This window comes from Paenibacillus thermotolerans, from assembly GCF_028745515.1.
GTDB lineage: Bacteria > Bacillota > Bacilli > Paenibacillales > YIM-B00363 > Paenibacillus_AE > Paenibacillus_AE thermotolerans.
In genome coordinates this window covers 72,798-97,662 of the sequence record NZ_JAQZSG010000003.1, presented here as the reverse complement: position 1 = coordinate 97,662, position 24,865 = coordinate 72,798, and the positions used below count along the sequence as shown (strand labels likewise).

Sequence of the window (24,865 nt, the reverse complement as noted above, 5' to 3'; positions counted from 1 at the left end):
TCGGCGGGATGAAAAGGTATGATTCAGGTATCCGGCGGCAAAAAACACGTTACAAATCGGAGGTATGATCGATGAGCCTGTTGACGAACGAAGACATTGCCTTTTACCGCGAGAACGGCTACTTGCTTTATCACAAGCCTTTATTTCCGAAGAACATGTTCGAGGAGCTTCAGCAAATCTTCGAGGAGCAGTTGGCGGCGAAGGGAAGCAAGCTTTCGGACGAGCTGGACACTCCCCACTTTCGGGAAAACCGGCTGTTGAAATTTTTGCTGAGCGATCATGTGCTCGATCTCGTAGAGCCGTTGATCGGACCGAACATTGCGCTTTGGTCGAGCCATTTCATTTCTAAGGACCCGTATAAAGGGAGAGCGACGCCTTGGCATGAGGATTCGGCTTATTGGAAAAACCGGCTCGGCAAATACGACAATATCGTTACCGTATGGCTCGCTATTGACCGAAGCACGAAGGAAAACGGCTGCATGCGCGTCATACCGGGCACGCATCACAACGGCTTTTCCGAATATGTCCCCGTAGATTCCTCCACCAATACGTTCGGCTCGCAAATTACGCAGGCGGATGAAAGCAAAGCCGTTTATTTCGAGCTGGAGCCGGGAGAATGCTCGTTGCACGACGGCCGCATCATTCACGGCGCCGCGCCGAATATGAGCCCGTATCGCCGCTGCGGGTATACGATGCGCTATTTTTCAACCGATACGTATGTAAATCCGGATAAAAATAAAGGGCATAACATTTGGCTCGCCCGCGGCAAAGATTTGGCAGGAAATCGTTACGCCAACGACGTATAGGAAAAAATCCCGATCGAAGGAAGTGAACCATGCATGTCGATCAACCGCTGTTTTTCGATTCCGTTAACCGTTCAAGGCTATGCCGATCAAGGCGCTTTGGTCACGGTGCGCAAGCTGTCGCAGATGAGGGATTTGTTTAGCGACCCGAAGGCTGTCGCCGATTTGCTGGAGCATGACGATCCGGTCATCTATGAGGTTTACGAGCTGCCTCACCCTAACGATGCGAGCGATCTGTTGGTGAATATTACGGTGCTTTATCCCGGATTTGTCGGCGGCGAACGCTATATGACGAAGGGGCACTTCCATCGAAACCCGGACACCGCGGAAGCCGTCATCGGGCTGGAGGGGGAAGGAGAGCTGATCGTTCAGCAGAGGGACGGAGTTCTTCAGCGTTTGCCGGTAGGACCGGGGCGCATCAGCTATGCCGGCGGAGGCTGGGGACACCGGGTGATCAATACGGGCGGGCAGAAGCTGGCCTTTCTATCCGTCAGCGGCGCCAATATCGAGCATGATTATGAGACGTCGGCAATATTAAATTTTAAACCGCAGTAAGCCAAAGCAAGCAGAGTGCATCGGCATTTTGCTTGCTTTTTTCTCCAAGCTTCATAAACGATGGGAAAAAGTATATCATTGGGTTATAATATCCTATAAAAATTATATCATTTACGTTTCATTTCCTTGTTTGCATAGTTTGCATGCATGATACGTACTGGAGGTCATTTCACCATGAGCGAGATTTCTCGTAATGCCCGTTTCCAAGAAGAGGAAGCCTTAAACGACGTATGGCGCGAGTATGTTGAAACCGTGAAGAGGGACGAGCAGCGGAAGGAACAATTGATCGGCAAAAAAATGAGCTATAACGGCAAGGAGATGATTTACGATTATTTCGTGATCGGCGAAAAGCCCGAGGGCGGGTATCCTTTGTATATTGCGCTTCACGGCGGAGGCTCCGTGCCGAAGGAATTTAACGACCGGCAATGGGAGCGGATGAAGAGCTACTACCGCGACAGCGTAGATCAAGGAATATATGTCGCTGCTCGAGGCATTGAAGATGTATATAACACGCACTCGTTGCCGGAGTCGTTTCCACTCTATGACCGTCTGATCGAAAACATGATCGCGCTCATGGATGCCGATCCGAACCGAGTTTATATTGTCGGGTTTTCGGCGGGGGGAGACGGCGTTTATCAAATTGCGCCAAGAATGGCCGACCGGTTTGCCGCGGCCAATATGTCGGCGGGACATCATAACGGCATATCGCCGAGAAATTTGTATAATCTTCCTTTTTTGCTGCAGATGGGCGAGAACGATACCGCTTATAACCGCCATCTCGAAGCTCCCAGATTTGCCGGAGAGCTGGATCGTTTGCAGCGGGAAGCAGGCGGCGGGTACCCGCACGACATCTTTTTGCACAAGGACATGCCGCACAATTTTCCGGACAATGACGCCGAGCGCAAACGTAACGCCGTGCTTGAAAGCCCGGCCGAGTGGCTGAAGGGCAATGCAAGCGGCACGGTGTTAAAAAATACGAATGCCGTCGATTTTCTGAAGCTGCACGCTCGAGACCCGTATCCGGCTAAAGTCGTTTGGGATGTTTCGACGCGGGCCGAATTACGGAGCGTGAAGTCGTGGTATTGGCTTAGAAAAGAGACGCAAGCCGAAACCGGAAGCATCGTTGCCGGCTATGATCGCTCCGGCAACCGGATTACGATTGAAAGCGCCGTTCCCGGCGGGTTTACTGTTCTGCTGAACGGGCATATGGTCGATCTTTCAAAGCCCGTAATCGTAGATGTCATGGGCGAGGAACATGTTATTGCAATCCGACCTTCTACCGACATCATGAAGGAAACGGCTTACGAGCGCGGTGACCCGAATTACATTTTTTCCGCAGGGATTACGGTCGCCAGTCAAGATGGTAAGTGGGTCGTCGAGTCTTTATAATATGTATCATTCAAAAAAAGCAGCTGCCGAACATTGCGTTCGACGGCTGCTTTTTTGTGTCGCTCTGGGTTCCCTAGCGACACCCGGGATGAAAGCGGTAATTTTCCGGATTCATTGCGGTTTTTCGGTCCGAAACGGAAGTAGCGACGCAACGGCGAAAAATAAAACGATTCGATTTGATGAAATCACCCAAGCATTCAATTTCCAGAGTACATACAGTATTTTAGATTTCCGGAAAGGAGGGTCGGGAAAAACCGTTTCGCAGCGTTCAACGGTCATAGGCAAATAGGCTTCAATTCAGAAAGGAGCATGAGCATGAAAGTATCGTTTCAAGGCAAAGTCAAGCTGCAAGGCCAAGTGAAGATGGATCGCAAAGCCAAGTCAACCGCAAAGACACCGGCGAAAGCGAAGCCGGCGCCGAAACCGGCTTCGAAACCGGCTCAGAAGCCTTCTCTGCAGGCAATTCGCCGGGCGGTTCGTCTCGAGATGAACAGAGGCATCCATCGAATGGAGCGAAACCTGCGTGCATTGCGGGTCGGCATTCGCCGGGACGTTCGTAGAGAATTGTATTCCCCGAGATTTGCAAATATGATTCGTGACGCGGTAAACGGCTTCGATGAGCTCAGAGAACAAGCCAACCGATATTTGAATCAAAACGTCATCATTACGACGACGGCCGGTCCGATATCCGGTACTCTCATTCGCGTCGGCGCTAGCTTCATGGTCGTTCGGGAAACGGACTCTACGCTGCTGATCGTTCCGTTCGGAAGCACGGCGTCGATTCGCCCACAATAAAGAAGTCAGGAGGAATGCGTTTATGTTTGACAATGAATTGCGGCAATATGTCGGCATGCAAGTTCAAGTCGTGACACCTGGAGATTCCATCACCGGCATGCTCCTCTCCGTATCGGACGGGGCAGTCCAGGTCAGAACCGCGCAATATCCCGGCTATGGCGGAGCGGAGGACGTAACGGTTGTCATCGGAACGATTTCTTACGTCAGAGTATTCGAATGATGTCCGATCGTTCCCGGATTTCCGTCATCATCCCTGCAAGAAACGAAGGGAAACAAATTCGCAGCGTGGTCCGGGAAGCGAAGAGGCTGCAGCCTCTTGAAATCGTCATTGTATTGAACGGTTCTACGGATGAAACGAAATCCGTGTGCCGTCAGGAGGGCTGCAGAATTATCGAATACGAACGCTCGCTCGGGAACGATGTAGGGAGAGCGGTCGGCGCCTATTATGCTCAAGGGGACGTTCTTCTCTTCCTCGACGGCGATATCCCTATTGAGCATCATCGGTTGTCGTTATTCGTAAAAACGATTGAACAAGGACATGACGTAGCGCTGAACAATTTGTCGTGGTCTCTTACGTTAACCAAAGTTCCTCATGTAACTGCAGCAGCGAAATATGTGACGAACCGACTGATAGACAGACAGGATCTTACCGTCAATTCGTTGATCGCCATTCCGCATGCGATGAGCCGCAAGGCCGTGCAACAGATCGGGTGGCGCAATTTGGCAAACCCCGTGTTAGCGCAATGTATTGCCGTAGAAAAACGTCTATCCATTGCCGCACCCGTTTCGATAAATGTCATCTCCTCCAATCGGCCGCGGCCCGATCACAGCAAGTATTCCGACAACGCAGTGTTTCCCGATTCGACTACCCGCATCTTGGGAGATCACTTAGCCGCGTTATCCCACGTCATACAGCTTAAAGGGGAACGTGGAGGATTTCCCGAAGGAGCCCGCAATCGCGGGTTCCTTCAATCCTACAAGCCCGTTACACCGGCGGCAAAAGCGAAAAGAAGCGCAATCATCCCCGTCGGGCAGGAGGGAGATACGATTCAAGACGTCATCCGCTCCGTTCGAAGAGCGGGGGTGGACGAAATTATCGTTGTAGCCAACGGTTCCGATTCAAAGACCATTCATCAAGCGCAGCAAACCGGAGCCAAAGTTTTCGTCTTTCGCCACGCGCTCGGACACAATGTCGGAAGAGCGATCGGCGCGGCGTGCAGCACCGGCGATATATGCGTGTTCGTCGACGGAGATTTCGTTATCCCGCCGGAGGATATTAAACCGTTTATAGATGCCGTCGAGAACGGAACCGATATCGCGCTGAACAAGCTGGATATGTTGTTCGAGCGGTTTCAGCCGGCGGATCCGATCAGCGCAGTGAAATACTTTGTCAACATCTGCATGAAGCAGCCGCAGCTGCTCAATGCATCGATGACTGCGGTGCCGCATGCGGTACACCGCAGGGTGATCGATCGTATCGGTTGGCGGTCCTTGATGATTCCGCCACTTGCCCAAGTGAAGGCCGCAACGGGCGGCGCTCGAATCAGGCCGGTTCATTATGTGGATGTGATCGCCCCGAACCGTCCGAGATCGGACCATATGCCGGTGAACGGACGAATTGAGGCATTCGACCGAATTTATGGCGACCACATGGAAGCTATTGCTTATTTGATTCGTAAGAACGGTCCTCGCGGAGGATTCGCAGACTTTCGCCATTATGAAATCATGAAACGCCTGAGAGGATGAGACGACTGTATGAACAACGATCTTCAGGTTGCCGTCATCGGCTTAGGGTATGTAGGCCTGCCGCTTGCCGTGCACATGGCAAAAAAAGGCTTCAAGGTTATAGGCTTCGATAAAGACTTGATTAAAATAAAAAAGCTGAATTCCGGCAGAAGCTACATCCCGGATGTAGCCTCCGATGAAATATACGAATTGATCAATCGGTCGAAGCTGCAGGTTCTGTTGCCTTGCAGCGCGATTAAGAAGGCGGAATACGTCGTCGTAGCGGTACCGACTCCGCTGCATCGCAACGAGCCGAATCTCGGCGCCGTCAAATCGGCCGCCAAATTTATTGCAAGAAATCTGCAGCGGGGTCAAACGATCGTCTTCGAGAGCTCGACGTATCCGGGCACGTTAGAGGAAGAAATCGTGCCGATCTTGGCGGAGTCGGGCCTGAAAGAGGGCGAAGACTATTATGTAGGATATTCCCCGGAACGGATCGATTCCGGAAGCCGCTTCGAGATGGAGCAAATTCCGAAGGTGGTCAGCGGGTTGACGGAGCGATGCCGTGAAAAAATCGAGCGCTTATACGGGAAGCTGTTTACACAAACGGTGCCCGTAAGTACGCCGAGGGTGGCGGAGATGTGCAAGCTGTTTGAAAATATACAGCGGCTTGTGAACATTTCTTTAGTGAATGAGATGGAAATGCTTTGCACCGGATTAAATATCGATTTCCGCGAATGCTTGGACGCCGCCGCTACGAAGCCGTTCGGATTCACTGTTTATTGGCCGGGTCCGGGGATCGGAGGCCACTGCATCCCGGTCGATCCTCTCTATTTCCAATGGAAGGCCAAACGGCACGGCATGAAGAGCAGCCTGATCGAGGCCGCCAGCCGAATCAACCGGCAAATGCCGTACGAAATCGTCGATCGGATCGTTGCATCGATGCCGGATGGTGCGGACGAAGCGGAGCAGACGATCTTGATCATAGGGGTTGCTTACAAGAAAGACGTAAACGATACCCGCGAATCATCGGCGGTTGAAATTATTCGTTTACTAGGAAAGCGCCCGTACCGGATTTACTACCATGACCCATTCGTACCGGATCTGAAGGTGTCCGGGAAAAAATACGTTTCGAATTCGCTGACTCCGGATTTGATCAAGAAAGCGAACGCAGTCGTTATTTTAACGGATCATTCCGGCATTGACTGGAGCATTGTTAAGAAGCACGCGCGCAACATTGTCGATACCCGAGGCGTGATCCGAACCGTGCAAACCGTGAAAACAGGGGGGACGAACGAGTGAACAATCGTTGCCTCATTACGGGCGGTGCCGGGTTTATCGGTTCGCATCTCGCGGAAGCGCTCAAGGAAGCCGGCTATCGAGTGACCGTCTTGGATTGCGTTGAGCCTCCTGCAACGGTATGTTTAGGCTACGGCTTTGTTAAAGGCAGCGTCCTGCAGAAGGAGCTGGTTGAAGAGCTGGTTGCGGACCACCACTATGTATTTCATCTGGCGGCGCTGCTGGGCGTCAAACGTTCGATGTCGGATCCGGTAGGGATGATCGAAAACAATGTGCTCGGAACGATGAACGTGCTTCAGGCTGCGGTAAAATCCGGAAGCAAGGTCATATTCGCATCTACGTCAGAGGTTTACGGAAAAGCGGAACCGCCTTTCCGCGAGACGGACGATCTTGTGTATGGCCCTACCACCAAGCTTCGCTGGAGCTATGCGATCTCCAAGTCGCTGGAAGAATCGCTGTGCCTAGGTTACGGGCTGAAGGGACTTCCCGTGACCGTCGTGAGATATTTTAACGTATACGGTCCTCGGCAAAAGGAAGGGGCTTACGGCGGCGTCGTCCCGAGATTTATCAAGGCGGCTTTGACCGGTGAAGACATTACCGTATACGGCGACGGGACACAGACGAGAAGCTTTACTTTCATTGACGATGCGGTTCGGGCTACGATCGCGGCGATGGATCCGAAAGCAAATCAAACCATCGTCAACATCGGCAATTCTTACGAGATGAAGATCAGTCAATTGGCTTTATTAGTCAAAAATTTAGCCGGTTCGCGATCGTCCATCATATATGTTCCGTTCCAACAAGTATATCCCCGCGGCTTTGAGGAAATCCCGCGGCGGCTTCCGGATTTGGCTCTCAGTTACGAATTATTACATGTTCAGCCTTCCGTTCCGCTATTCGCAGGGCTGTCCCGAACGATCGCATGGTATCGGGAGAGAATGGACCAAAGCGCATCGGGGGGCGGCCGGCTATGGTGACAAGCGCCGCAAAGAAGCTGTCAATTGTAATACCTGCCAGGAACGAAGCGGAAACGCTGCCCGAAGTGCTGGCTTCATGCCGAAAGATGAGCCCGTATGAAATTATCGTCGTCGCAAACGGATGCCGCGACGATTCGATACGAATCGCCGGACGTATGGGTTGTAAAGTGATAGTAGAGAAAGATCCTCTAGGCAACGATGTAGGCCGGGCGATCGGCGCCTCGGCCGCATCCGGGGATCTCATACTGTTTTTGGATGCGGATTTCGCGATTCCTGCGGAGCGGCTTATCTCATTTGTCCGGCCCGCGGCAACGGGCCGGGCCGACGTTGTGCTTAACGATCTTGACGAGCTGTTTGTCGAGAAGAAGAGTCCGCATTCGACAACCGTTTGGCGGCAAGTATTCAATGCGCTCATAAGAAGAGAAGATTTAAATATAGATTCGCTGTTGTCGGTGCCGCACGTATTGACGCAAAGAGCGCTTCGGCTGGTCGGCGCCGCCGCTTTGGCAAATCCGATCGCCGCACATGCGAAGCTTATCGCAAGCGGGCTTCGCATTTGTCACGACGATCGTATCGACGTCATTCGGCCGAACCGGTTTCGCCCCGAGGAACACAACGGTTCTCCTTTGATATTATCCCCGTCGGAAAAACGCATCATCGGCGATCATTTGGCGGCTTTCGCCGAGCATGTCCGGGATCGGCGCGCCGGGTTTACGGACGGCGGCAGACGAAGAGACATCGTCGATCGGATAAGCGGCGGGCAAATCCGAATGCCGATCGTATCCGCGGGGTGGGGCAAACCGGATAGCTCACTATACAAGGGGAAGCGGTTATCCGTCATCATCCCCGCGCAAAATGAGGAAAAGACATTGGTCCAAGTCATTCGGGAGGCTCGTAAAATCGAACCGCTGGAAATTATCGTCGTCGTTAACGGTTCTTCCGATTCGACCGCGAAGCTTGCGATCCGCGAAGGAGCCAAGACGATTTATTTCAACGAGGCGCTCGGCAACGATACGGGCAGAGCGATCGGCGCCATGGCTTCGCAGGGCGATATTTTATTGTTCATCGATGCGGATTTCGCTATAGAGGCACCCGACTTGTACCCTTACGCGAAAGCGGTCGCGGAAGGCGTCGACGTAGCCCTCAACGATTTAAACCATTATTTATTTTTGCGGTTTCCTTTAAATGTAGTGACTTCATTTAAATATGCGGTGAATTTGGCTTTGGACCGGAAAGGGCTTGGCGTCGGCTCGATGGTCGCCGTCCCCCATGCGGTAAGCCGCAAGGCGTTAATCTGCGCCGGCTCCCGAATGCTCGTTTCGCCGGTTGCCGCCCAAGCGAATGCGATTCTGCACGGATGTACGGCGGAATGCGTATATCGCACGGAAGTGGATAAGATGAACAAAATTCGTCCCGATCAACACTTTTCGCTTACCGGGTATTCGCCCGCCGTAGCTAGAATTATGGGGGATCACGCCGAGGCATTGGTTCAGATCGTTGAAACAAAAGGGCCGCGCGGTCCGTTCCCGGACTTCGCACGGCGGTTGGATAAACTTCAAGGGATTCGCTGAACGCGAGTCCCTTGAAATATGATGGACGGGTCGCAAATAAATTCGTCGAGCGTATGAACGACCGCGGGCACATTGAAGCTTCGGGCAAGCTTGTCGAAGCCGTTCTTTCGATGCTCGGTAATCGTCAAAAATAAGATGATCGGCCGGTGTTCCGAATAATGCTCGGAATACAGCCTAAGGTAATGCTCCATCTTCGTTTCTTTAATGTATGCCATGCTCTCCGTTTCCCGGTCGACCTCCAGAAATATTTCAATAGGAAGGCTTTCCCCGTTCAGCAGGTACACCGCATAAGCGTCGGGAATACATTGGTAAACCTTTTTGTTCAATCGGAAATTGCAAAGCGTCCCGATCGCGGCGGTTTTCAGTCTGGCATATACTTCCGACACAAAAATTTGATGCAGCGTTTTTTCGTTCTTCCGGTACGTCTGAATATCGTCGCAGCCAAGCCGGTACTCGATTTCTCTGGCGCCCGCCTTCGTTAAATAATAAATTTTTTGGTCATACTTGCTGGGCTGCCAGGAACGGATCCAGCCCTTCGCCTCCAAATCGCAAAGCTTTCTTCTGGTTACTTTTATACCATACGTTCCGTCATAGCCATGGACTAGGTGAATTTGCGAAGTGGTCATAAATCGTATGTGAGCCAGCGTGCTCAAAATGCCGGCGTCACGATCGGTCAATATTTGAAGCATTGGGCTTTTCCCCCCGAACGGACTAGTAATATAGAGGGACTATGTGCTTTTCAGCGGCCAGTCTTATTAGTTAGTAACGTTAAATTTCTGACTAGTAACCACATTATGCGGCCGTCGCCCGCGTTATTAACAAAAAACGTCAGGCATTGCGGGAAAATTTGAAATATATACATAACAAGTGGGGGGGAGAATGAGAAGAGGAAAGAAGGAGAGGGGAGATGAACCATATTCATGGCTTTTACTTATGACACTCATTTAGTTGTTCTATCGCTTGCCGTTTCTTTTCTTTCTGCATACACCGGAGTCAGGCTTCTGCGCTTCATCCATCAGATTCACGATTCCTCACGCAACAAATGGATCGTCGTATTTAGCGCCGTTATGGGCATCGGTATTTCGTCCGTACACTATATCGGCATGATCGGCTCTCATGTCGGAGGAATGATCGTCAATTACAATCCGGCCATGATCATCGTTTCATTATTAACGCCTATGTTATCGACGTACATTGCTTTTCATGGAATGAACCCAGACAAGATCGGCAGAGTTGCCGTTGGCGTAAGTTCACTGGTGTTGTCCGTCGGGATTTGCGGAATGCACTTTACCGGCATGTCTGCGTTGGAGATGGAAGGGAGCCTTCATTATCATTTCGGCTTGCTGTCGGTTGCCTTTCTATTATGCTTCGGAATGACCTTTATCGCATTTGACGCGTTCTTCTACGCAAAAAAGAAAGCGTCCGATTTGTTGACGATGTTACTGTTCGGAGGCTCGATTTTCGTTCTGCATTACGGCGCCATGCTGGCGACTACAGTGAATATTCCGAAGTATGACGCACATTCGTCATGGAATTATTACAGTATGGCCATGTTCATCGGATGGGGCACCATGCTTATGTCTATCATCGTCATCTTTCTTCTGGTTATTAACAAACGATTGCTGATGCAAATGAAACATTTGTCTGAAATGAAAACGATGATGTTCGATTTTTTCGAGCAGACGGACGACTGTATTTTCATCATAAATACGGATGATGAAAGATACATGATTACGGGGGCGAACCGTGCCGCGTCGAAGCGGCTGGGCTATTCCAAGGAGGAGCTTCAAGCAAAGTCGCTGTTAGATATTACGGCGGAAGAGCAGGTCGATGTCGTTAAACAAGTGCTGGACCGATTAAGTGCCGGCGATCACGATTCGAATAACCTGGAGATCGTAATCGTCACTAAGAACGGCGAGAAAACGGTGAACCAGCTTATTTTCCCGTATAAGCTGGAAGCATTTCGAAGAAGCGTCGTCTATTTGAAAGACATCACGGTCAATAAACGCTTGGAGTCGCTGCTGCTCAAGGAAAAGTCGGTGCTTGAGCTCATTGCGAGAGACGCGCCGCTGCCCGATGTGCTGGAGAGCATATCCGCCAATGTCGAAGAGCAGCTGAGAGGCTCGAAATGCGCGATTCTTCTGCTGGATGAGTCGAAACAAGTTTTGCGGCACGGCTCATCCAAAGGATTTCCGCAACAATATCTCGAAGCGACGGACGGTTTGCGGGTCGGAGAAAACGAAGGCTCATGCGGAACCGCGGCTTATCGCAATGAAACCGTTATCGTATCGGACATATCCACGAGCCCGCTTTGGGAGAAGTATCGGCCGATCGCTCTGAAATATCAGCTGCTGGCTTGCTTCTCTGCGCCGATCAATAGAGCTGACGGCACCGTTGCGGGAACCTTTGCGATCTATTTCGATCATTGCCGGGAGCCTTCTTCCTACGACTTGAAAGTTCTTGAGAAAATGGTGCATTTGACGGCTCTTTGCATTGAATATAAGCGTCAAAAACAAGCGATCGAACAAAAAAACGAAGAAAAGTTCAATTTGATCGTCAGCAATATTTCAAATTTAATATGGCTCGTTGACGATACCGGGCTGATTCATTATGCGTCGCCGTCAAACGGCAGGCTTCTGGGCATACAGCCGGAGGAGATGGTTGGCGGGCACTTGTGGAGATACATCGATGTTCAGGATATCGTTCCTGTACAGGATACGATTTCAACGGTCAAGAGCATAGGCAAAGAGCTTACGATCGAGTTTAGGATCGGCAACCGGAGCGGCGAGACGCTTACTATGTACGCAAGCATTAATCCGCTCAAAGAGACGGAATGCGGACAGGAAAGCTACCTGATCGTCGCCAAAGACATTACCGCAAAGAAGCTCGCCCAGCGGCTCCGGGAGGAAAGCGAGCAAAGATACCGCTCATTGTTCACTTATCATCCGGCGGCCGTTTTCTCATTCGATAAGGAAGGGCATTTTATTGACGGGAATGAAGCGGTAGTACGCGTCACAGGCTACGAGCTGCAAGAGATCGTCAACAAACCGTTTGATATTATGGTGATGGAGGAAGAACAGGCTAGAACGCGGGAGCACTTTCAACTGGCCGCATTGGGGTTCCCCCAATCCTATGAAAGCACGGTGCGGCACAAAAACGGCCATCCCGTATATCTTTCCATAACCAATTTACCGATTATTGTGGACGGGCAAATTGTCGGCGTCCACGGCGTCGCTCATGACATAACGGAAGAAAAGCAGATGCAGGAAGAACTGGCGCGGCTGGCAGCCGACCTGGAAGAGGTGGTCCAGCAACAGAACGGGTTATTATTTAAATTAAAAAAGGCAGGAGACCGTTTTATTTATACGATGGTCAGAGGCAGTTTATTGAACCGTCTCGGCTATCGTTATGAGGAGATCGTAGGCAGCGAATGGCACAGCTTCTTGCAGCAGGAGCCAAGCATGAGTTCTTTCGAGCCGTATGTTCGATATTATGAGGAGGTGTGGAACGGAAAGGAGCGGGCCGCATTTTACATTGAGATTGCCGGCGGGATTTATATCATCTCGCTGAGGCCGATTCGAAAAAGCGGCAAAATCGCCGAGATCGTCGGATTTTGTTTAAAATATGACGAGTTGTATCCGACCGAAGGATCGCCAAAACTGTTTATGAGCGAGGCGTCTACAGCGCAAAATTTGGCCCTTATTCCCAAACGATGCGAGCTGACGAGCATTCTCGAGAACATGATCTCTTCGATCGACGGTTCGGAACAAAGAATCGTATTGCGTGCGAACGATGTGAATCTTTGGCTGCTCGGCGAACGGGAGAAGCTTGAATTTGCTTTCAGCACCATTGTTCAGCGAATGATCGGCGCGCATCCCGGCAAGCTCGTCATCGACATCGAGAGGGAAAAGGGGAATGTAACCACCTTGTTTTATTTCGACTCGATGGACGACAGCGTGCGGTCACAAACGGATTGGTCGTCCCCCGGACCCCAATTTCCGCTGGAGCTGGCGATCAGCCGGATCAATATTGAAGAGGTCGGAGGACAGCTGCTGTTGTACCACCATGCCCGGTTGGAAATGGCCAAAGTCGTTTTACCCGATATACCGGCGGGTTCGACGGAGAAGCAGCCGGTTTCGCCGCGTCTGGATAAATTAACGAGGAGAGAGCAAGAAGTATTCAATCTCGTAGGAGTCGGCAAAACGAACAAGGAAATTGCCGCCGAGCTGTCCATCAGCGAAAATACGGTAAAAAACCATATTGCGAATATTTTTAACAAATTGGACATTTACGATCGAATGCAAGTCATCGGGTTTTTCGGCAGTGCCGCGGACCAATAACCGCCGGCATTTCAGCGCCTTTGTACAGGGCGCTTTTTTCTTTTTTACGCTCTAGTTTTTATATTCATTCGACACTGTTTTCACACTTTTCTAACAATTTATCAGAAACGTTCATAATGTTCATACTTCGATAACAATAATCTTTAAACGGTTACATTATTTAATAGTTAGGAAACAGACAAACCGACAATATATCTCTTAAAATGACAGCAAGGACTTTCCAATTCAGCCTCCTGCAAAATACGGATTGATAGAAAACGGAGGTAAAAGGATGCATAGAACGTCGAAAAAACTCGTCAATCTCGGCCTCATCATCGTTGTCGGCGTGTCGGCTGCCGCATATTTTCTATGGCCCGTGTCGGCAAAGGTAGAAAGCGCGAAAACTTCGGAAGGAACACATGTCAAATTCAGAGCCGCGGGCGCAAACATGGAAGTATACGACGATCAAGCGTGGAAGCCTTATTTTGCAAAAGGGGTTAATATGGGCGCCACCGTTCCGGGACATTTTCCGGGCGAACTGGCCGTTACCAAAGCCGATTATTTGAGATGGTTCGGGATGATCCGGGAGATGGGCGCTAACGTAATCCGGGTATATACCATATTGAAGCCGGAGTTTTACGAAGCATTGGTTGCATTTAACGCCAAGCATCCGGATGATCCGTTGTTTTTCATTCAAGGCATCTGGAGCCCCGAGGAGCAATTGATCGAAGGGCAGGATGCGTACGACCCGGAAATTACCGCTCGTTTCGAACAGGAGATCAAAGATGCGGTGTCCGCCGTCTACGGCGAGGCGAAGCTCGAAGCGGAACCGAATTCCGGTAAAGCGAGCGGCAATTATATATTCAATGCAGGTCCCTATCTGATGGGATGGATCGTGGGAACGGAATGGGATCCAAAGATGGTGGATCGGACCAACAAGAAGCATGCGGACGCTCCGGACTATAACGGCGCCCATTTTCGAAGCAAACCCGGAGCAAGCGCGTTTGAGAAATGGCTGGCCAAGATGCTGGATACTGCGGCGCAATCGGAGCTGGAGCAAGGCTGGCAGCATCCGATCGCCTTCTCCAACTGGGTTACGACGGATCCGCTTGAGCACCCGGGCGAGCCGTTAGTTGAAGAGGATTTGGTAAGCGTCGATCCGCTGAAGCTGGAGCCGGTTCATTGGGAGGCGGGTTATTTCGCTTCGTATCACGTGTATCCGTATTATCCGGACTTTTTCACCTTCGATAAAAGCTTCCAAACGATGACGGGCGAAGGCGGAGAGGCGGACAGCTATAAGACGTACTTACATCGGTTAAAAGAGTACCACGCCGAGCTGCCGATCATGATTACCGAGTACGGCGTTCCGGCGTCGATCGGGGTCGCGCATACCGGACTTTTAGGACGAAATCAGGGAGGTCATGACGAGAAGCGCCAAGGGGAAATCGACGCGGAGCTGTTCCGGCAAATTCATCAAGCGGGTTATTCCGGCGCCATCTTGTTCACATGGCAGGACGAATGGTTTAAGAAGACGTGGAACACGATGCAGTATGACGTGCCGGACCGCAGAGCGTATTGGTATAACGCGCTTACGAACGAATCGTTCTTCGGCGTACTGGGAATGTTCCCAAGCAAGGACGGCAAAATCCTGATCGACGGAGATGCTTCCGATTGGGATCGGCTGACCGATAAGAAAAAGCTGGACATGCATGCAGACGGGTTTGAAGAAATTACCGTCACCCATGACGAGGGGTACTTGTACTTATTCATGAAATTATCGAAGCCGTTCGATCCGTCGCAGCAATCGATATATATCGGAACGGACACATTGCGGGGCGGGAACCGGCATGCGCCGGAGCTCCACGGAAAGACGCTGGACGAAGGCTTGGAAACGCTGGTGGAATTGTCGAACGAGCAGGAAGGGCGCATCACAATCGCTTCCAATTACGACTTTCATAGTCGTTTATACAGCGAAGCCGGAATGGCCCCGATCGACCCTGAGGCGTTCTCGGACGATTCGGGAATATTTCATCCTTGGAAGCTGGTCGTGAACTATGAATTAGGGTATCCCGACTCCCGATTCGACCATCCGTTCACCGATATCGAGGTCGGAACGCTGCAAAGAGGCTTCAGCGATCCGTCGAATCCGGAGTACAACTCCAAAGCGACGTGGCAGGCGAGCGGCAGCGTGCTGGAAATGCGAATTCCATGGATGCTGCTCGGGTTCAGCGATCCAAGCTCGTTATCTGCGATCAATTATGAAAAGCCGAAGCAAAGGAAGCTTCAGAGGAGCATCGTGGAAGGGATTCGATTCGTTCCATGGATCGTAGACAAAGCATCGGGCAGCGTTACCGGACTGGACGTTGCGGGGGACGGGCCGTATCCCGTATCAAAGCTTCCTCTTTATACGTGGGAGGGCTGGGAAGATGTCGATGTGAACTATGTGGAACGCCCTAAACAAAGCTATTACACGATGCGGAAAGCGATGCAAGAAATAGATTCCGAATAATATTTAAAACAATCGAAGCAGCGAAAGGAGCCCAATCATGTGTTTACGCTTATGAACACAGCTATCTATTTCTTGTATGTTTTGATTGCGGTCAATATCGGGTTTGCCGTCGTCATCTACGGAATCAAGCTGAAAAATATAAGGAAGCGCAAAATGTACGAACGGTTTCATCGGAGATTCAAGGAGTATTTGATTTATATTCAAGCCAATCTGGACAGCGACGAGCCGCTCCGGGAGCCGCCGGTCTCTATGAATCCATACGAGAAGCAGGCGCTGCAGGAGAAGCTGATCGATATGATCGAATCGTTCGCGGGGGTTCATCGGGACAAGCTGATCGAGCTGTGCGGAAGGCTGGGCTTCATAGAAGCCCATATTGAAAAGCTGAACGGCAAATCTTACCGCGCGAAAATCGATGCGGCATACCATCTGGGCTGCATGAGAGTGCGCCAAGCCGTACCGGCTTTGCTGGAGCTGCTCCGCCGCCACCCGCTGGATTCGTCCCTCTTTGTCGTCGCGCGCGCGATCGCCAAATGCGCACGAAACGTCAAAGACGTGAAGGAAATGGTAAGAATCATGCTGGCGCATAACACAAGCTTTCCCGAGTTGATCGCGGACATGATCGAAGAAGCTCCCGTCAATCAGGCGGCGCTGTTCGCCGATTTCATTCAAGACGATCAGCCTGGGATCATCCGAATCGGGCTCGCCGGACTCAAAGAGTACAATAGCCCGAAAATCGCGGCGGCCGTTTACCGGTTAATGGATTCAAGCTTGGAAGATATCCAAAGAAAAGCAATACAAATTTATTTGAAATCGTCCGCAATATTGCCGAGGAACGTCGTAAGCCGGTTGATCGGGCATCCGAACGCGGACGTTCGCCTGATGACCGTTCAAGCGTTGTCGGAGCTGAACAATACGTTCTACTTGCCTGAGCTGCAGAAGGGGCTGGAGGACCGCGATCAACGCGTCGTTTATGCCAGCGCGATGAGCCTGATTCGGAACGGAGAGGAAGGAATATCCGCCTTCTGCCGTGCCGCGAGAGATGATCGGGACCGAAGCGGCGACACGTTCCTGCAGGACATTATCGAGGAAGAGCTGCGGCTGCTGTCGACGAAGCTGCATGCGCTGGATCAGCTGAAGCTGTACAACTCGCTGCTGTATGCGTATGAAAAGACGTTCGGCAAAAACAAGCATTTGTATCGCGTCGTATAGCGGTGCATGAGAAGGGGGGGACATGATGGGTAAAGATATAGTCAGAGTTATTGCCTACTATTTGGAAAAGAGCTCATGGCTCGATGGCGTGCGGCAGTTTTTGCTCGGATACGGCATGTTCGCCATGTTTTACGTGATCGCGATTACGTTTATCTATTATCTTATTTTCGGTCTGTCGATCCGCAAATCGTTCGCTCTCAGGAGAGGAATTCGATATAACCGGATCAACAAATTGTCAGGCTCCGGCCATGTGCCGCCGGTGTCCTTATTGGTTCCGGCTTACAACGAGGAATTGACCATCATCGAGAATGTAAGGTCGCTGCTGTCGCTCAACTATCCGGAGTACGAGGTCATTGTCGTCAACGACGGTTCGAAGGACGATACTTTCCAATCGATGATCGACGAGTTTCGTCTCGAACGGATCAATCCGATCCTGGGAAACCGGATCAAGACGGGCAAGATCAGAGGGATTTACCACAATCCCGAATACCCGAACCTGTACTTCATCGATAAAGAAAACGGCGGGAAGGCGGATTCGTTAAACGCGGGAATCAATTTGTCCCACTATCCGTTAATTTCGACAATCGATGCGGATTCGCTGCTTGAGAAAGACGCCTTGACACGAATCGCGCGGGTGTACATGGAAAATCCCGAAGACACGGTGGCGGTCGGCGGCAACGTGAGGATCGTCAACAGCTGTACCGTTGAAGGCGGCATTGTGAAAAATATTACGTTCCCCAAAAAGCTTTTCCCGGCATTGCAAAACGTGGAGTACATTAAAGCTTTCCTGGGGGGACGCATCGGATGGAGCTCCATTAACGGATTGATTATCGTCTCCGGCGCGTTCGGAGTGTTCCAGAAGGATAAGGTCATCGCCGTGGGCGGCTACAGAGGCGGATATCCCGGGGAAGACATGAACATCGTCATTAAGCTTCACCGTTATTGCTTGGAGAACAACATTCCTTATCGGGTCGCCTTTTGCCCGGATGCGGTATGTTGGACGCAGGCGCCCGATACGTACCGGATTCTTAGCAGCCAACGGAAACGGTGGGGCCGCGGCAATCTGAAAAATATGATCGAAGAAGGCATCCATATGGCGTTCCGCCCCAAATATAAAATTTTCGGGCTGCTGACGCTGCCTTACAACATTATTTTTGAAACGCTGAACCCATATATACGCATTTCCGGTTTGATCGCCATTTTGGGTTATTGGCTGTTAAGCATGACGGACTGGACGACGCTGGCCATTTTCGCCCTCGTGAACTTTTTCTCATGCTTCGTGCTAAGTCTAGGCGCTTTATTTATCGAAGAATTCACCTTCAGCCGATATCCGAAAGTCGGCGATCTCAATAAAATGCTGCTGTTTTCCGTATTTATGTTTCTTGGGTACAGGCAGCTGGGGGTATGGTGGAGATTAATGGGTCACATCGAGTTTCTCCGGAACAACAATTCTTGGGGAACGATGGTCCGAACAAACTTTAACAAGTGATGCCAATAAGGAGAGGAAGAGGAGAGCATGACCGTATTTGTACGAGACCCGATTCAGCATTTTACCCGGCAGCTATTGGTAATGACACAGGCTTCCTATGTGAAGAGCAGCGCGTGCGGTTTGATCGTGGCCAAATGTACGAACGACAATCCGAGGTTTTTGGTTCAGCTGCAATCCTATTTAACGAAGAACGAGCCGGAGCTTGTAACCGAATGTTATTATGACGATCAATCCCGGGTACTGGGCGTCGTATTGGAAGACCGCAGGTTGGCGGGAACCCATTATTCGTCACTCGTTTGCAAAGAATTTCTGGAGCGGCACGGGCTGCTGGACGGTCAAATGTTTGTCGCAAGCTTTCCCGAAAGCGGCGAACCGTCCGAGCGAATCATTTCCCGGTTGTTCACTGCCGTAGCTCACGATCACGGGGAGAGCAAGGATATCAATCTGTATGCGGACAGAACGGAATCAGCCGGCGTTTCTTCCATACTGATTGCGGATACGGAGGAGACGAGCCGACAATTCATTAAATTGCGGCTTGAAATGAAGGGCTATGAAGTATTCGAAGCGAAAGACGGCTCCGAAGCGCTGGAAAAGTTCACACAGCATACACCCGATTTGGTCATTACCGAGCTCAATTTGCCGGTAATCGACGGATATCAATTGATTCATCGAATAAAAGAAGAGCATGACAGCGACGGCAAAGTCATCGTGCTCACGGATAAGCATTTGACGAAGGATATGAACCGCGCGTTCGAGCTCGGGGTAACCGATTATGTGACGAAACCGTTCTCGATCTCGGAGCTGGAGTGGAGGATCAGAAAGCTGCAGTTTTCTTAAATAAAACCATATTTACGGAAGGGGAAATGTTTATGTCTTATTTTACCGGATTGAAGGAGAAATTGCAGAACAAATCGGCCAAGGTAGGGGTGATCGGCCTCGGTTATGTAGGTTTGCCGTTGAGCATGGAGATGGTGAAGGGCGGCTTTACCGTGTACGGAATCGATCTCGACGATCGGAAGGTGGAGTCGCTGCGCGAAGGGAAGTCGTACATACAAGACGTTCCGAGCGCCATGGTTGCCGACGCGGTTCATGCCAATATGTTTCTTCCGACGACCGATTACAGCGCCATTCGCATGCTGGATGCGATCAGCATCTGTGTGCCCACTCCGTTAAGCGAAAATCAAGATCCGGATACTTCTTATATCGAAAGCGTAGTCGTCCAAATTAAAAAGTATTTGAAAAAAGGCGCGCTGATCATACTTGAAAGCACCACTTACCCGGGCACCACCGAAGAACTGATCCAATATGAGCTTGAGGCGCAAGGGTTGGAGGTCGGCAAACACTTTTTCCTTTGCTTCTCGCCCGAGCGCGTGGATCCGGGCAATAAAAACTTCAGCACCTACAATACTCCGAAGGTGCTCGGCGGCACGACCGAGGCTTGCAAAGAGCTGGGGGTTCTTCTATACAACCATGTCGTGAAAACCGTCGTTCCCGTTTCTTCCCCCAAGGTGGCGGAAATGTCCAAATTGCTCGAAAACACGTTCAGAAGCGTGAACATCGCTTTCGTCAACGAGCTGGCGATGATGTGCGACCGGATGGAAATCGACGTATGGGAAGTCATTCGCGCCGCCTCTACGAAGCCTTTCGGATTTATGCCGTTCTACCCGGGTCCGGGAATCGGAGGACACTGCATACCGCTCGACCCGATGTATTTATCATGGAAGGCGAAGGAATTCCGGTTTTACAGCAAATTTATCGATCTCGCCCAATCCATTAATGAAAATATGCCGGAATACGTCATTCATAACGCTTCCCAAGTGCTGAACATGTACGCGAAGTCGATTCGGAATTCGAAAGTGCTGATCTTGGGCATGTCCTATAAGCCGGATGTCGACGACCTTCGCGAATCGCCCGGACTTGAAGTGTACAAGCTGTTCAAAGACAACGGGGCTTATGTGGATTACTACGACCCATACGCGACCAATTTCAAAGATGAGCGGGGCCAAACCGTTCACTCCGTTACCTACGATACGGCCGCCTTCTCCCGATACGATTGCATGGTGTTGATTACGAATCATCGCTGCTTCAGCTATCATGAGCTGGCCGCGCTGGGCGTGCCGATCATCGATACCCGCAACGCATTCGCGGAGGTTCAATCGGACAATATTTATAAGCTTGGGACGGGCATCAAAAAAGCGGAAGTGAAAGTGGCTGTCGGGATATAAAAGCATACCGGTCGATCGTAATCGGCTTGACCGTTATACTTGTTTTTCTTTTACTATGGTCCGCGATAGCCGCCAAGCGTTCCGGTCCGATGCTTAAGGGGACGTGGATTTGGGACACGCCTTCCATTGTTACGTTTAAGGATTCGATTTTGGACTTCTCCAAGACGAATGGAGTGACCCATATTTACTTGTACGTCGACCGCAAACGGGTTTCGCCGAACGATTATTCGCGCTTTATCAAAGCGGCGGCCGATCAAGGAATACGGGTCGAGGCATTGGGAGGAGAGCCGGCCTGGGGATTGAAACAGAACAGACGGCAGCTGCAGGATTTCATCGAATGGGTTGCAAGCTACAATACGAACGTTAGCGAGGGCGAACGTTTCAGCGGCATTCATCTGGATATCGAACCGTATTTGCTGCCGGAGTGGAGCGCCGAGAAAATCCGCGTCATCGAAGAGTGGCTTTCGAATATGGATTTCGCCGCGAATGAAGTCAAACGGTTAGGAAACGGCATCGGCGTAGCGTTGGACGTACCGTTCTGGATCCAATCGATCGAAGTTCCGGGCTACGATCAGCTTCGCGTCGGCACGTGGATGTTAAAGCGATTCGACACGCTGGTCCTGATGAATTATCGGGATGCCGCAGACGGACGCGACGGCATTGTATCGAACGCGATTCCGATGCTGGAAGAGGCGACTTCAAGCGGCAAAGCGGTCGTTGTAGGTGTGGAAACCGCACCGAGCCGCGAAGGGAGCAAAACGACTTTTTATGAGGAAGGGTACGAAATTATGGAGCGGGAGCTGAACAAATCACAAGCTCATTTCGAAGCCTACGGCGGCTTCAAAGGCTTCGCGATTCACGGCTTTCCGCACTGGTTTCGTTCAGCGAAGGGGGAGTAGGCTTACATGAACACATATGCCATTATACTGGCGGCGGGGAAAGGCACCCGCATGCAATCGAACATTCCTAAAGTGCTGCACCGTGTAGGCGGCATACCGATGATCGAGCATCTCGTTTCCAAGCTGGAATCGATGAATGTGGACGAAATATTCGTCGTGATCGGGTACAAAGGAGACATGGTGAAAGCTTATCTCGGTTCGCGCGTCACGTACGTCGAACAACCGAAGCAGCTCGGTACCGCGCATGCGGTAAGCCAAGTGTCTCCGTTATTGAAGGACAAACAGGGTGCGACTCTAGTGCTTGTCGGCGACACGCCGTTGATTAAGCAGTGGACGATGGAACGGTTAATCCAAGTCCAGCGCGCCAAACAATGCGCCGGCGTCGTGCTTACCGCCTTGATCGACAATCCCGGGGGGTACGGAAGAATTCTTCGGGACAAGCTTACCGGGGAAGTGCTGGGCATTGTGGAAGATAAAGACGCAACCATCCATCAGCGCCTCATCCGCGAAATCAATACGGGCATCTTCTGCTTCGACAACGGCAGTTTGTTCCAGGCGCTGCCGAACATCAAAGACGACAACGCCCAACGGGAATTTTATTTGACGGATATTATTCCTTATATGCGCTTGGCGGGAACGATTGCAGGACAACCGGGCTTTGAAGCGGTCACTTTGCCGGATGCGTCCGAAGTAGCCGGCATCAACAACCGGGAGCAGCTCGCTGCCGTCGAATCGTTCCTGCAAGTAAGAACTCAAGCTGTTCTGTAAAGGGGGGGGGGATTATGGGTAAATATTTCGGAACGGACGGTATACGAGGCGTTGCGAACACGGAGCTAAGCCCGGAGCTCGCTTTCCGGTTAGGACGTTTAGGCGGGTACGCGCTCGTTCGCAACAACAACGGCAACCGTCCGAAGGTCGTGATCGGCCGGGACACCCGCATCTCGGGAGAGATGCTGGAATCGGCGCTTGTCGCCGGTTTGCTGTCCATCGGTGCAGTGGTCCTTCGCTTAGGCGTCCTGCCGACTCCGGGAGTCGCCTTCGCGACGAAGGCGCTTGGAGCGGATGCGGGAGTTATGATTTCCGCGTCGCACAATCCGCTGGAGGATAACGGAATTAAGTTTTTCGGCGCGGACGGATATAAGCTGTCGGATCAGCTGGAGGCCGTTATTGAATCGCTGCTGGATATGAAGCAAGAGACGGAGCAGGCGATTGAACCGGCGCCTCGGCCGACCGGCTCGGGAATCGGAACGGCGCAGACGATTTCTAACTTCGGCGATCGCTATGCCGCTTATTTGAAATCGACGATCGAGCAGCCGTTGAACGGGCTTAAGGTAGTGCTCGATTGCGCGAACGGGGCGGCTTCGTTCTTGGCGTCCCGAATATTCGCAGACTTGGGCGCGGAGACCGTCGTACTCGCAAATACCCCGAACGGGCTGAACATTAATGAGAAGTGCGGCTCCACGCATCCCGAGCATATCCAGAAAGCCGTTATCGAGCATAACGCGGATCTCGGACTTTCCTTCGACGGGGACGCCGATCGGCTGATCGCCGTGGATGAGAAAGGAAACATCGTCGACGGAGATCAAATTTTGTATGTACTGGCGGGGTATATGTCCGATCGCGGCCGTTTAAATCACGATACGGTCGTTACGACGGTAATGAGCAATCTCGGTTTCTCCCATGCGATGAAAAACATGGGCGTTGAAGTCATCCAAAGCAAGGTCGGCGACCGGTATGTGATGGAGCGAATGATCGAAGGCGGATACAACCTCGGCGGAGAGCAGTCCGGCCATATTATCATGCTGGATTACGCGACGACCGGGGACGGCATGTTAACGGCCGTGCAGCTGGCGAATATTATGAAGGCCGAATCGAAGCCGTTATCCGCTCTGACCTTAGGCATGAAGAAGTACCCGCAGCTATTGGTAAACGTGCGGGTGGACAATAAACATTTGCTCAAAGGAAACAAAAAAGTCCAAGAAGCGGTCCGCATGGCGGAACAACGAATGGGCGGCACAGGAAGAATTTTAATTCGTCCTTCCGGTACCGAACCGCTGATCCGGGTTATGGTGGAAGGACCGAACGAACGGGAGCTGCCTGAGCTGGCGGATTCCATCAAGGAAGCCATTATATCGGAGCTTTCGTACAGTTTGGTGTAAGGAGAATATGCGATGAACAAATTCGGAATCGCCGTTTCTTTAACAATCGGACTCGTAACCGGAATGATCGGCGGAATGGCCTATGCTTCCGCCGGGCAAGACAAAGCGTCGGTGAAGGAGGCTGCATTCGCGGCATCCTCTTTACCCGGCGGAGGACTGAGGGTACCCCATAATGAAAGACTGCATTTGTCAACGGATCGGAAGTGGATATTTTCCGAGGGGCATTTGTCGGACCTCATTCGATTGCAATGGACGGCAGACCGCGCAAAACCGGCACTTGCATGGGCGGACGAAAAGGGCATGGATAAAGCGGCCATTATCGCCCATGCGAAAGCGAACAATCCGGAGCAAGCCGATCATAACCATATTTCGATCGAGACGACGATGTCGCCGGAAGGGGAGCAGGCGAATCAGCTGTTTACGCGGCTGGAAATACCGTTCGATCAAGACGTAGCGGAAATTCGGACGCACTCCTCCAATTTTAACGTTGTGGACGGGATTCTTAGAGTCGCCGGCTCGGACGGCGTAAATCGCGATTTGCAGTTCGCCGAAACGAAGGAGGGGAATGTCGTTACCCCGCGATGGGCGATGCGGGCCGACACGACGAAGGAAACCGGATCGGAAGAGGGTTCGGATTTGCGAGTTATTCGCTACGACGATTCGGGGGAAGTCGTCGATACTTCGCTGTTCATTGACAGAAGCAGCGGCAATGTCGGGATCGGCAATACGGATGCGACGGCGAAGCTGGATGTGAACGGCGACCGCATTCGCATTCGGAATTCCATGACGCCCGCCTCTTCGTCCGCTGAGGGGAACGTCGGCGACATTGCGTGGGATGACGGTTATCTTTACATTTGCGTAGCGGAGAACACTTGGAAACGAGCGGCGTTGGAATCGTGGTAAGCCGTTATTAAAAAAAGTCTAAAGCTTGGGCATCAAGCT

At 51.5% G+C, this 24,865-nt stretch carries 20 protein-coding genes; 19 read left to right on the top strand and 1 reads right to left on the bottom strand.

What is annotated here, in order from left to right:
• Positions 1-71 precede the first annotated feature (71 nt).
• From PT964_RS03995 to PT964_RS03955, 9 genes are all read left to right on the top strand, one after another.
• Positions 72-806, top strand: a complete 735-nt coding sequence (locus PT964_RS03995) for a phytanoyl-CoA dioxygenase family protein (protein ID WP_274362037.1) — start codon at positions 72-74, stop codon at positions 804-806.
• A 33-nt stretch (positions 807-839) separates the two neighbouring features.
• On the top strand, positions 840-1,358 hold the full coding sequence (locus PT964_RS03990; RefSeq protein WP_274362036.1) for a glucose-6-phosphate isomerase family protein: 519 nt from the start codon (positions 840-842) through the stop codon (positions 1,356-1,358).
• Between the two features lie 174 nt (positions 1,359-1,532).
• Positions 1,533-2,747 (top strand): hypothetical protein, encoded by a 1,215-nt coding sequence (locus PT964_RS03985; RefSeq protein WP_274362035.1) that lies wholly within the window; start codon positions 1,533-1,535, stop codon positions 2,745-2,747.
• A 315-nt stretch (positions 2,748-3,062) separates the two neighbouring features.
• Positions 3,063-3,542 (top strand): hypothetical protein, encoded by a 480-nt coding sequence (locus PT964_RS03980; protein ID WP_274362034.1) that lies wholly within the window; start codon positions 3,063-3,065, stop codon positions 3,540-3,542.
• Positions 3,543-3,564: 22 nt separating this feature from the next.
• Positions 3,565-3,762: a hypothetical protein gene (locus PT964_RS03975; RefSeq protein WP_274362033.1), complete on the top strand. Its 198-nt coding sequence runs from the start codon at positions 3,565-3,567 to the stop codon at positions 3,760-3,762.
• Positions 3,762-5,288 (top strand): glycosyltransferase family 2 protein, encoded by a 1,527-nt coding sequence (locus PT964_RS03970; protein ID WP_274362032.1) that lies wholly within the window; start codon positions 3,762-3,764, stop codon positions 5,286-5,288. The genes PT964_RS03975 and PT964_RS03970 overlap by 1 nt, the downstream gene beginning before the upstream one ends.
• 9 nt (positions 5,289-5,297) lie before the next feature.
• Positions 5,298-6,569 carry a nucleotide sugar dehydrogenase gene (locus tag PT964_RS03965; protein ID WP_274362031.1) on the top strand — a complete coding sequence of 424 codons (1,272 nt, stop codon included), beginning with the start codon at positions 5,298-5,300 and terminating at the stop codon, positions 6,567-6,569.
• A complete protein-coding gene (locus tag PT964_RS03960) occupies positions 6,566-7,543 on the top strand; it encodes an NAD-dependent epimerase/dehydratase family protein (RefSeq protein WP_274362030.1) in 978 nt (325 codons plus the stop codon). The genes PT964_RS03965 and PT964_RS03960 overlap by 4 nt, the downstream gene beginning before the upstream one ends.
• Positions 7,537-9,114, top strand: a complete 1,578-nt coding sequence (locus PT964_RS03955; protein ID WP_274362029.1) for a glycosyltransferase — start codon at positions 7,537-7,539, stop codon at positions 9,112-9,114. Before PT964_RS03960 ends, PT964_RS03955 begins: the two co-directional genes overlap by 7 nt.
• On the opposite strand, the gene PT964_RS03950 is transcribed toward PT964_RS03955, so the two are convergent.
• Entirely contained in the window at positions 9,099-9,803 is a 705-nt protein-coding gene (locus tag PT964_RS03950; RefSeq protein ID WP_274362028.1) for a replication-relaxation family protein, read from the bottom strand. The genes PT964_RS03955 and PT964_RS03950 overlap by 16 nt on opposite strands.
• A gap of 231 nt (positions 9,804-10,034) precedes the next feature.
• Here PT964_RS03950 and PT964_RS03945 point away from each other — a divergent pair, with 231 nt between their 5' ends.
• The 10 genes from PT964_RS03945 (at position 10,035) to PT964_RS03900 (ending at position 24,826) form a co-directional block, all read left to right on the top strand.
• Positions 10,035-13,454, top strand: a complete 3,420-nt coding sequence (locus PT964_RS03945) for a PAS domain S-box protein (RefSeq protein WP_274362027.1) — start codon at positions 10,035-10,037, stop codon at positions 13,452-13,454.
• Between the two features lie 271 nt (positions 13,455-13,725).
• The gene (locus tag PT964_RS03940) at positions 13,726-15,942 is read left to right on the top strand and encodes a hypothetical protein (RefSeq protein WP_274362026.1); all 2,217 of its coding nucleotides are present in this window, start codon (positions 13,726-13,728) and stop codon (positions 15,940-15,942) included.
• Positions 15,943-15,981: 39 nt separating this feature from the next.
• Positions 15,982-17,151, top strand: coding sequence for a HEAT repeat domain-containing protein (locus PT964_RS03935; protein WP_274362025.1), 1,170 nt, complete (start codon positions 15,982-15,984; stop codon positions 17,149-17,151).
• Positions 17,152-17,239: 88 nt separating this feature from the next.
• The gene (locus PT964_RS03930; RefSeq protein ID WP_274362197.1) at positions 17,240-18,640 is read left to right on the top strand and encodes a glycosyltransferase family 2 protein; all 1,401 of its coding nucleotides are present in this window, start codon (positions 17,240-17,242) and stop codon (positions 18,638-18,640) included.
• Positions 18,641-18,667: 27 nt separating this feature from the next.
• Positions 18,668-19,477, top strand: coding sequence for a response regulator transcription factor (locus PT964_RS03925; RefSeq protein WP_274362024.1), 810 nt, complete (start codon positions 18,668-18,670; stop codon positions 19,475-19,477).
• Positions 19,478-19,509: 32 nt separating this feature from the next.
• On the top strand, positions 19,510-20,865 hold the full coding sequence (locus PT964_RS03920) for a nucleotide sugar dehydrogenase (protein ID WP_274362023.1): 1,356 nt from the start codon (positions 19,510-19,512) through the stop codon (positions 20,863-20,865).
• Between the two features lie 89 nt (positions 20,866-20,954).
• The gene (locus PT964_RS03915; RefSeq protein ID WP_274362022.1) at positions 20,955-21,764 is read left to right on the top strand and encodes a hypothetical protein; all 810 of its coding nucleotides are present in this window, start codon (positions 20,955-20,957) and stop codon (positions 21,762-21,764) included.
• A 6-nt stretch (positions 21,765-21,770) separates the two neighbouring features.
• The gene (locus tag PT964_RS03910) at positions 21,771-22,532 is read left to right on the top strand and encodes an NTP transferase domain-containing protein (protein WP_274362021.1); all 762 of its coding nucleotides are present in this window, start codon (positions 21,771-21,773) and stop codon (positions 22,530-22,532) included.
• Between the two features lie 14 nt (positions 22,533-22,546).
• A complete protein-coding gene (gene glmM / locus PT964_RS03905; RefSeq protein ID WP_274362020.1) occupies positions 22,547-23,923 on the top strand; it encodes a phosphoglucosamine mutase in 1,377 nt (458 codons plus the stop codon).
• A gap of 12 nt (positions 23,924-23,935) precedes the next feature.
• Positions 23,936-24,826, top strand: coding sequence for a hypothetical protein (locus tag PT964_RS03900; protein ID WP_274362019.1), 891 nt, complete (start codon positions 23,936-23,938; stop codon positions 24,824-24,826).
• The last annotated feature ends 39 nt before the right edge of the window (positions 24,827-24,865 follow it).

Coding starts and splice junctions, on each gene's coding strand:
- PT964_RS03995 (WP_274362037.1), top strand. CDS start 72: ATGAGCCTGTTGACGAACGAAGACATTGCCTTTTACCGCGAGAACGGC.
- PT964_RS03990 (WP_274362036.1), top strand. CDS start 840: ATGTCGATCAACCGCTGTTTTTCGATTCCGTTAACCGTTCAAGGCTAT.
- PT964_RS03985 (WP_274362035.1), top strand. CDS start 1,533: ATGAGCGAGATTTCTCGTAATGCCCGTTTCCAAGAAGAGGAAGCCTTA.
- PT964_RS03980 (WP_274362034.1), top strand. CDS start 3,063: ATGAAAGTATCGTTTCAAGGCAAAGTCAAGCTGCAAGGCCAAGTGAAG.
- PT964_RS03975 (WP_274362033.1), top strand. CDS start 3,565: ATGTTTGACAATGAATTGCGGCAATATGTCGGCATGCAAGTTCAAGTC.
- PT964_RS03970 (WP_274362032.1), top strand. CDS start 3,762: ATGTCCGATCGTTCCCGGATTTCCGTCATCATCCCTGCAAGAAACGAA.
- PT964_RS03965 (WP_274362031.1), top strand. CDS start 5,298: ATGAACAACGATCTTCAGGTTGCCGTCATCGGCTTAGGGTATGTAGGC.
- PT964_RS03955 (WP_274362029.1), top strand. CDS start 7,537: ATGGTGACAAGCGCCGCAAAGAAGCTGTCAATTGTAATACCTGCCAGG.
- PT964_RS03950 (WP_274362028.1), bottom strand. CDS start 9,803: ATGCTTCAAATATTGACCGATCGTGACGCCGGCATTTTGAGCACGCTG.
- PT964_RS03945 (WP_274362027.1), top strand. CDS start 10,035: ATGGCTTTTACTTATGACACTCATTTAGTTGTTCTATCGCTTGCCGTT.
- PT964_RS03940 (WP_274362026.1), top strand. CDS start 13,726: ATGCATAGAACGTCGAAAAAACTCGTCAATCTCGGCCTCATCATCGTT.
- PT964_RS03925 (WP_274362024.1), top strand. CDS start 18,668: ATGACCGTATTTGTACGAGACCCGATTCAGCATTTTACCCGGCAGCTA.
- PT964_RS03920 (WP_274362023.1), top strand. CDS start 19,510: ATGTCTTATTTTACCGGATTGAAGGAGAAATTGCAGAACAAATCGGCC.
- PT964_RS03915 (WP_274362022.1), top strand. CDS start 20,955: ATGCTTAAGGGGACGTGGATTTGGGACACGCCTTCCATTGTTACGTTT.
- PT964_RS03910 (WP_274362021.1), top strand. CDS start 21,771: ATGAACACATATGCCATTATACTGGCGGCGGGGAAAGGCACCCGCATG.
- glmM (WP_274362020.1), top strand. CDS start 22,547: ATGGGTAAATATTTCGGAACGGACGGTATACGAGGCGTTGCGAACACG.
- PT964_RS03900 (WP_274362019.1), top strand. CDS start 23,936: ATGAACAAATTCGGAATCGCCGTTTCTTTAACAATCGGACTCGTAACC.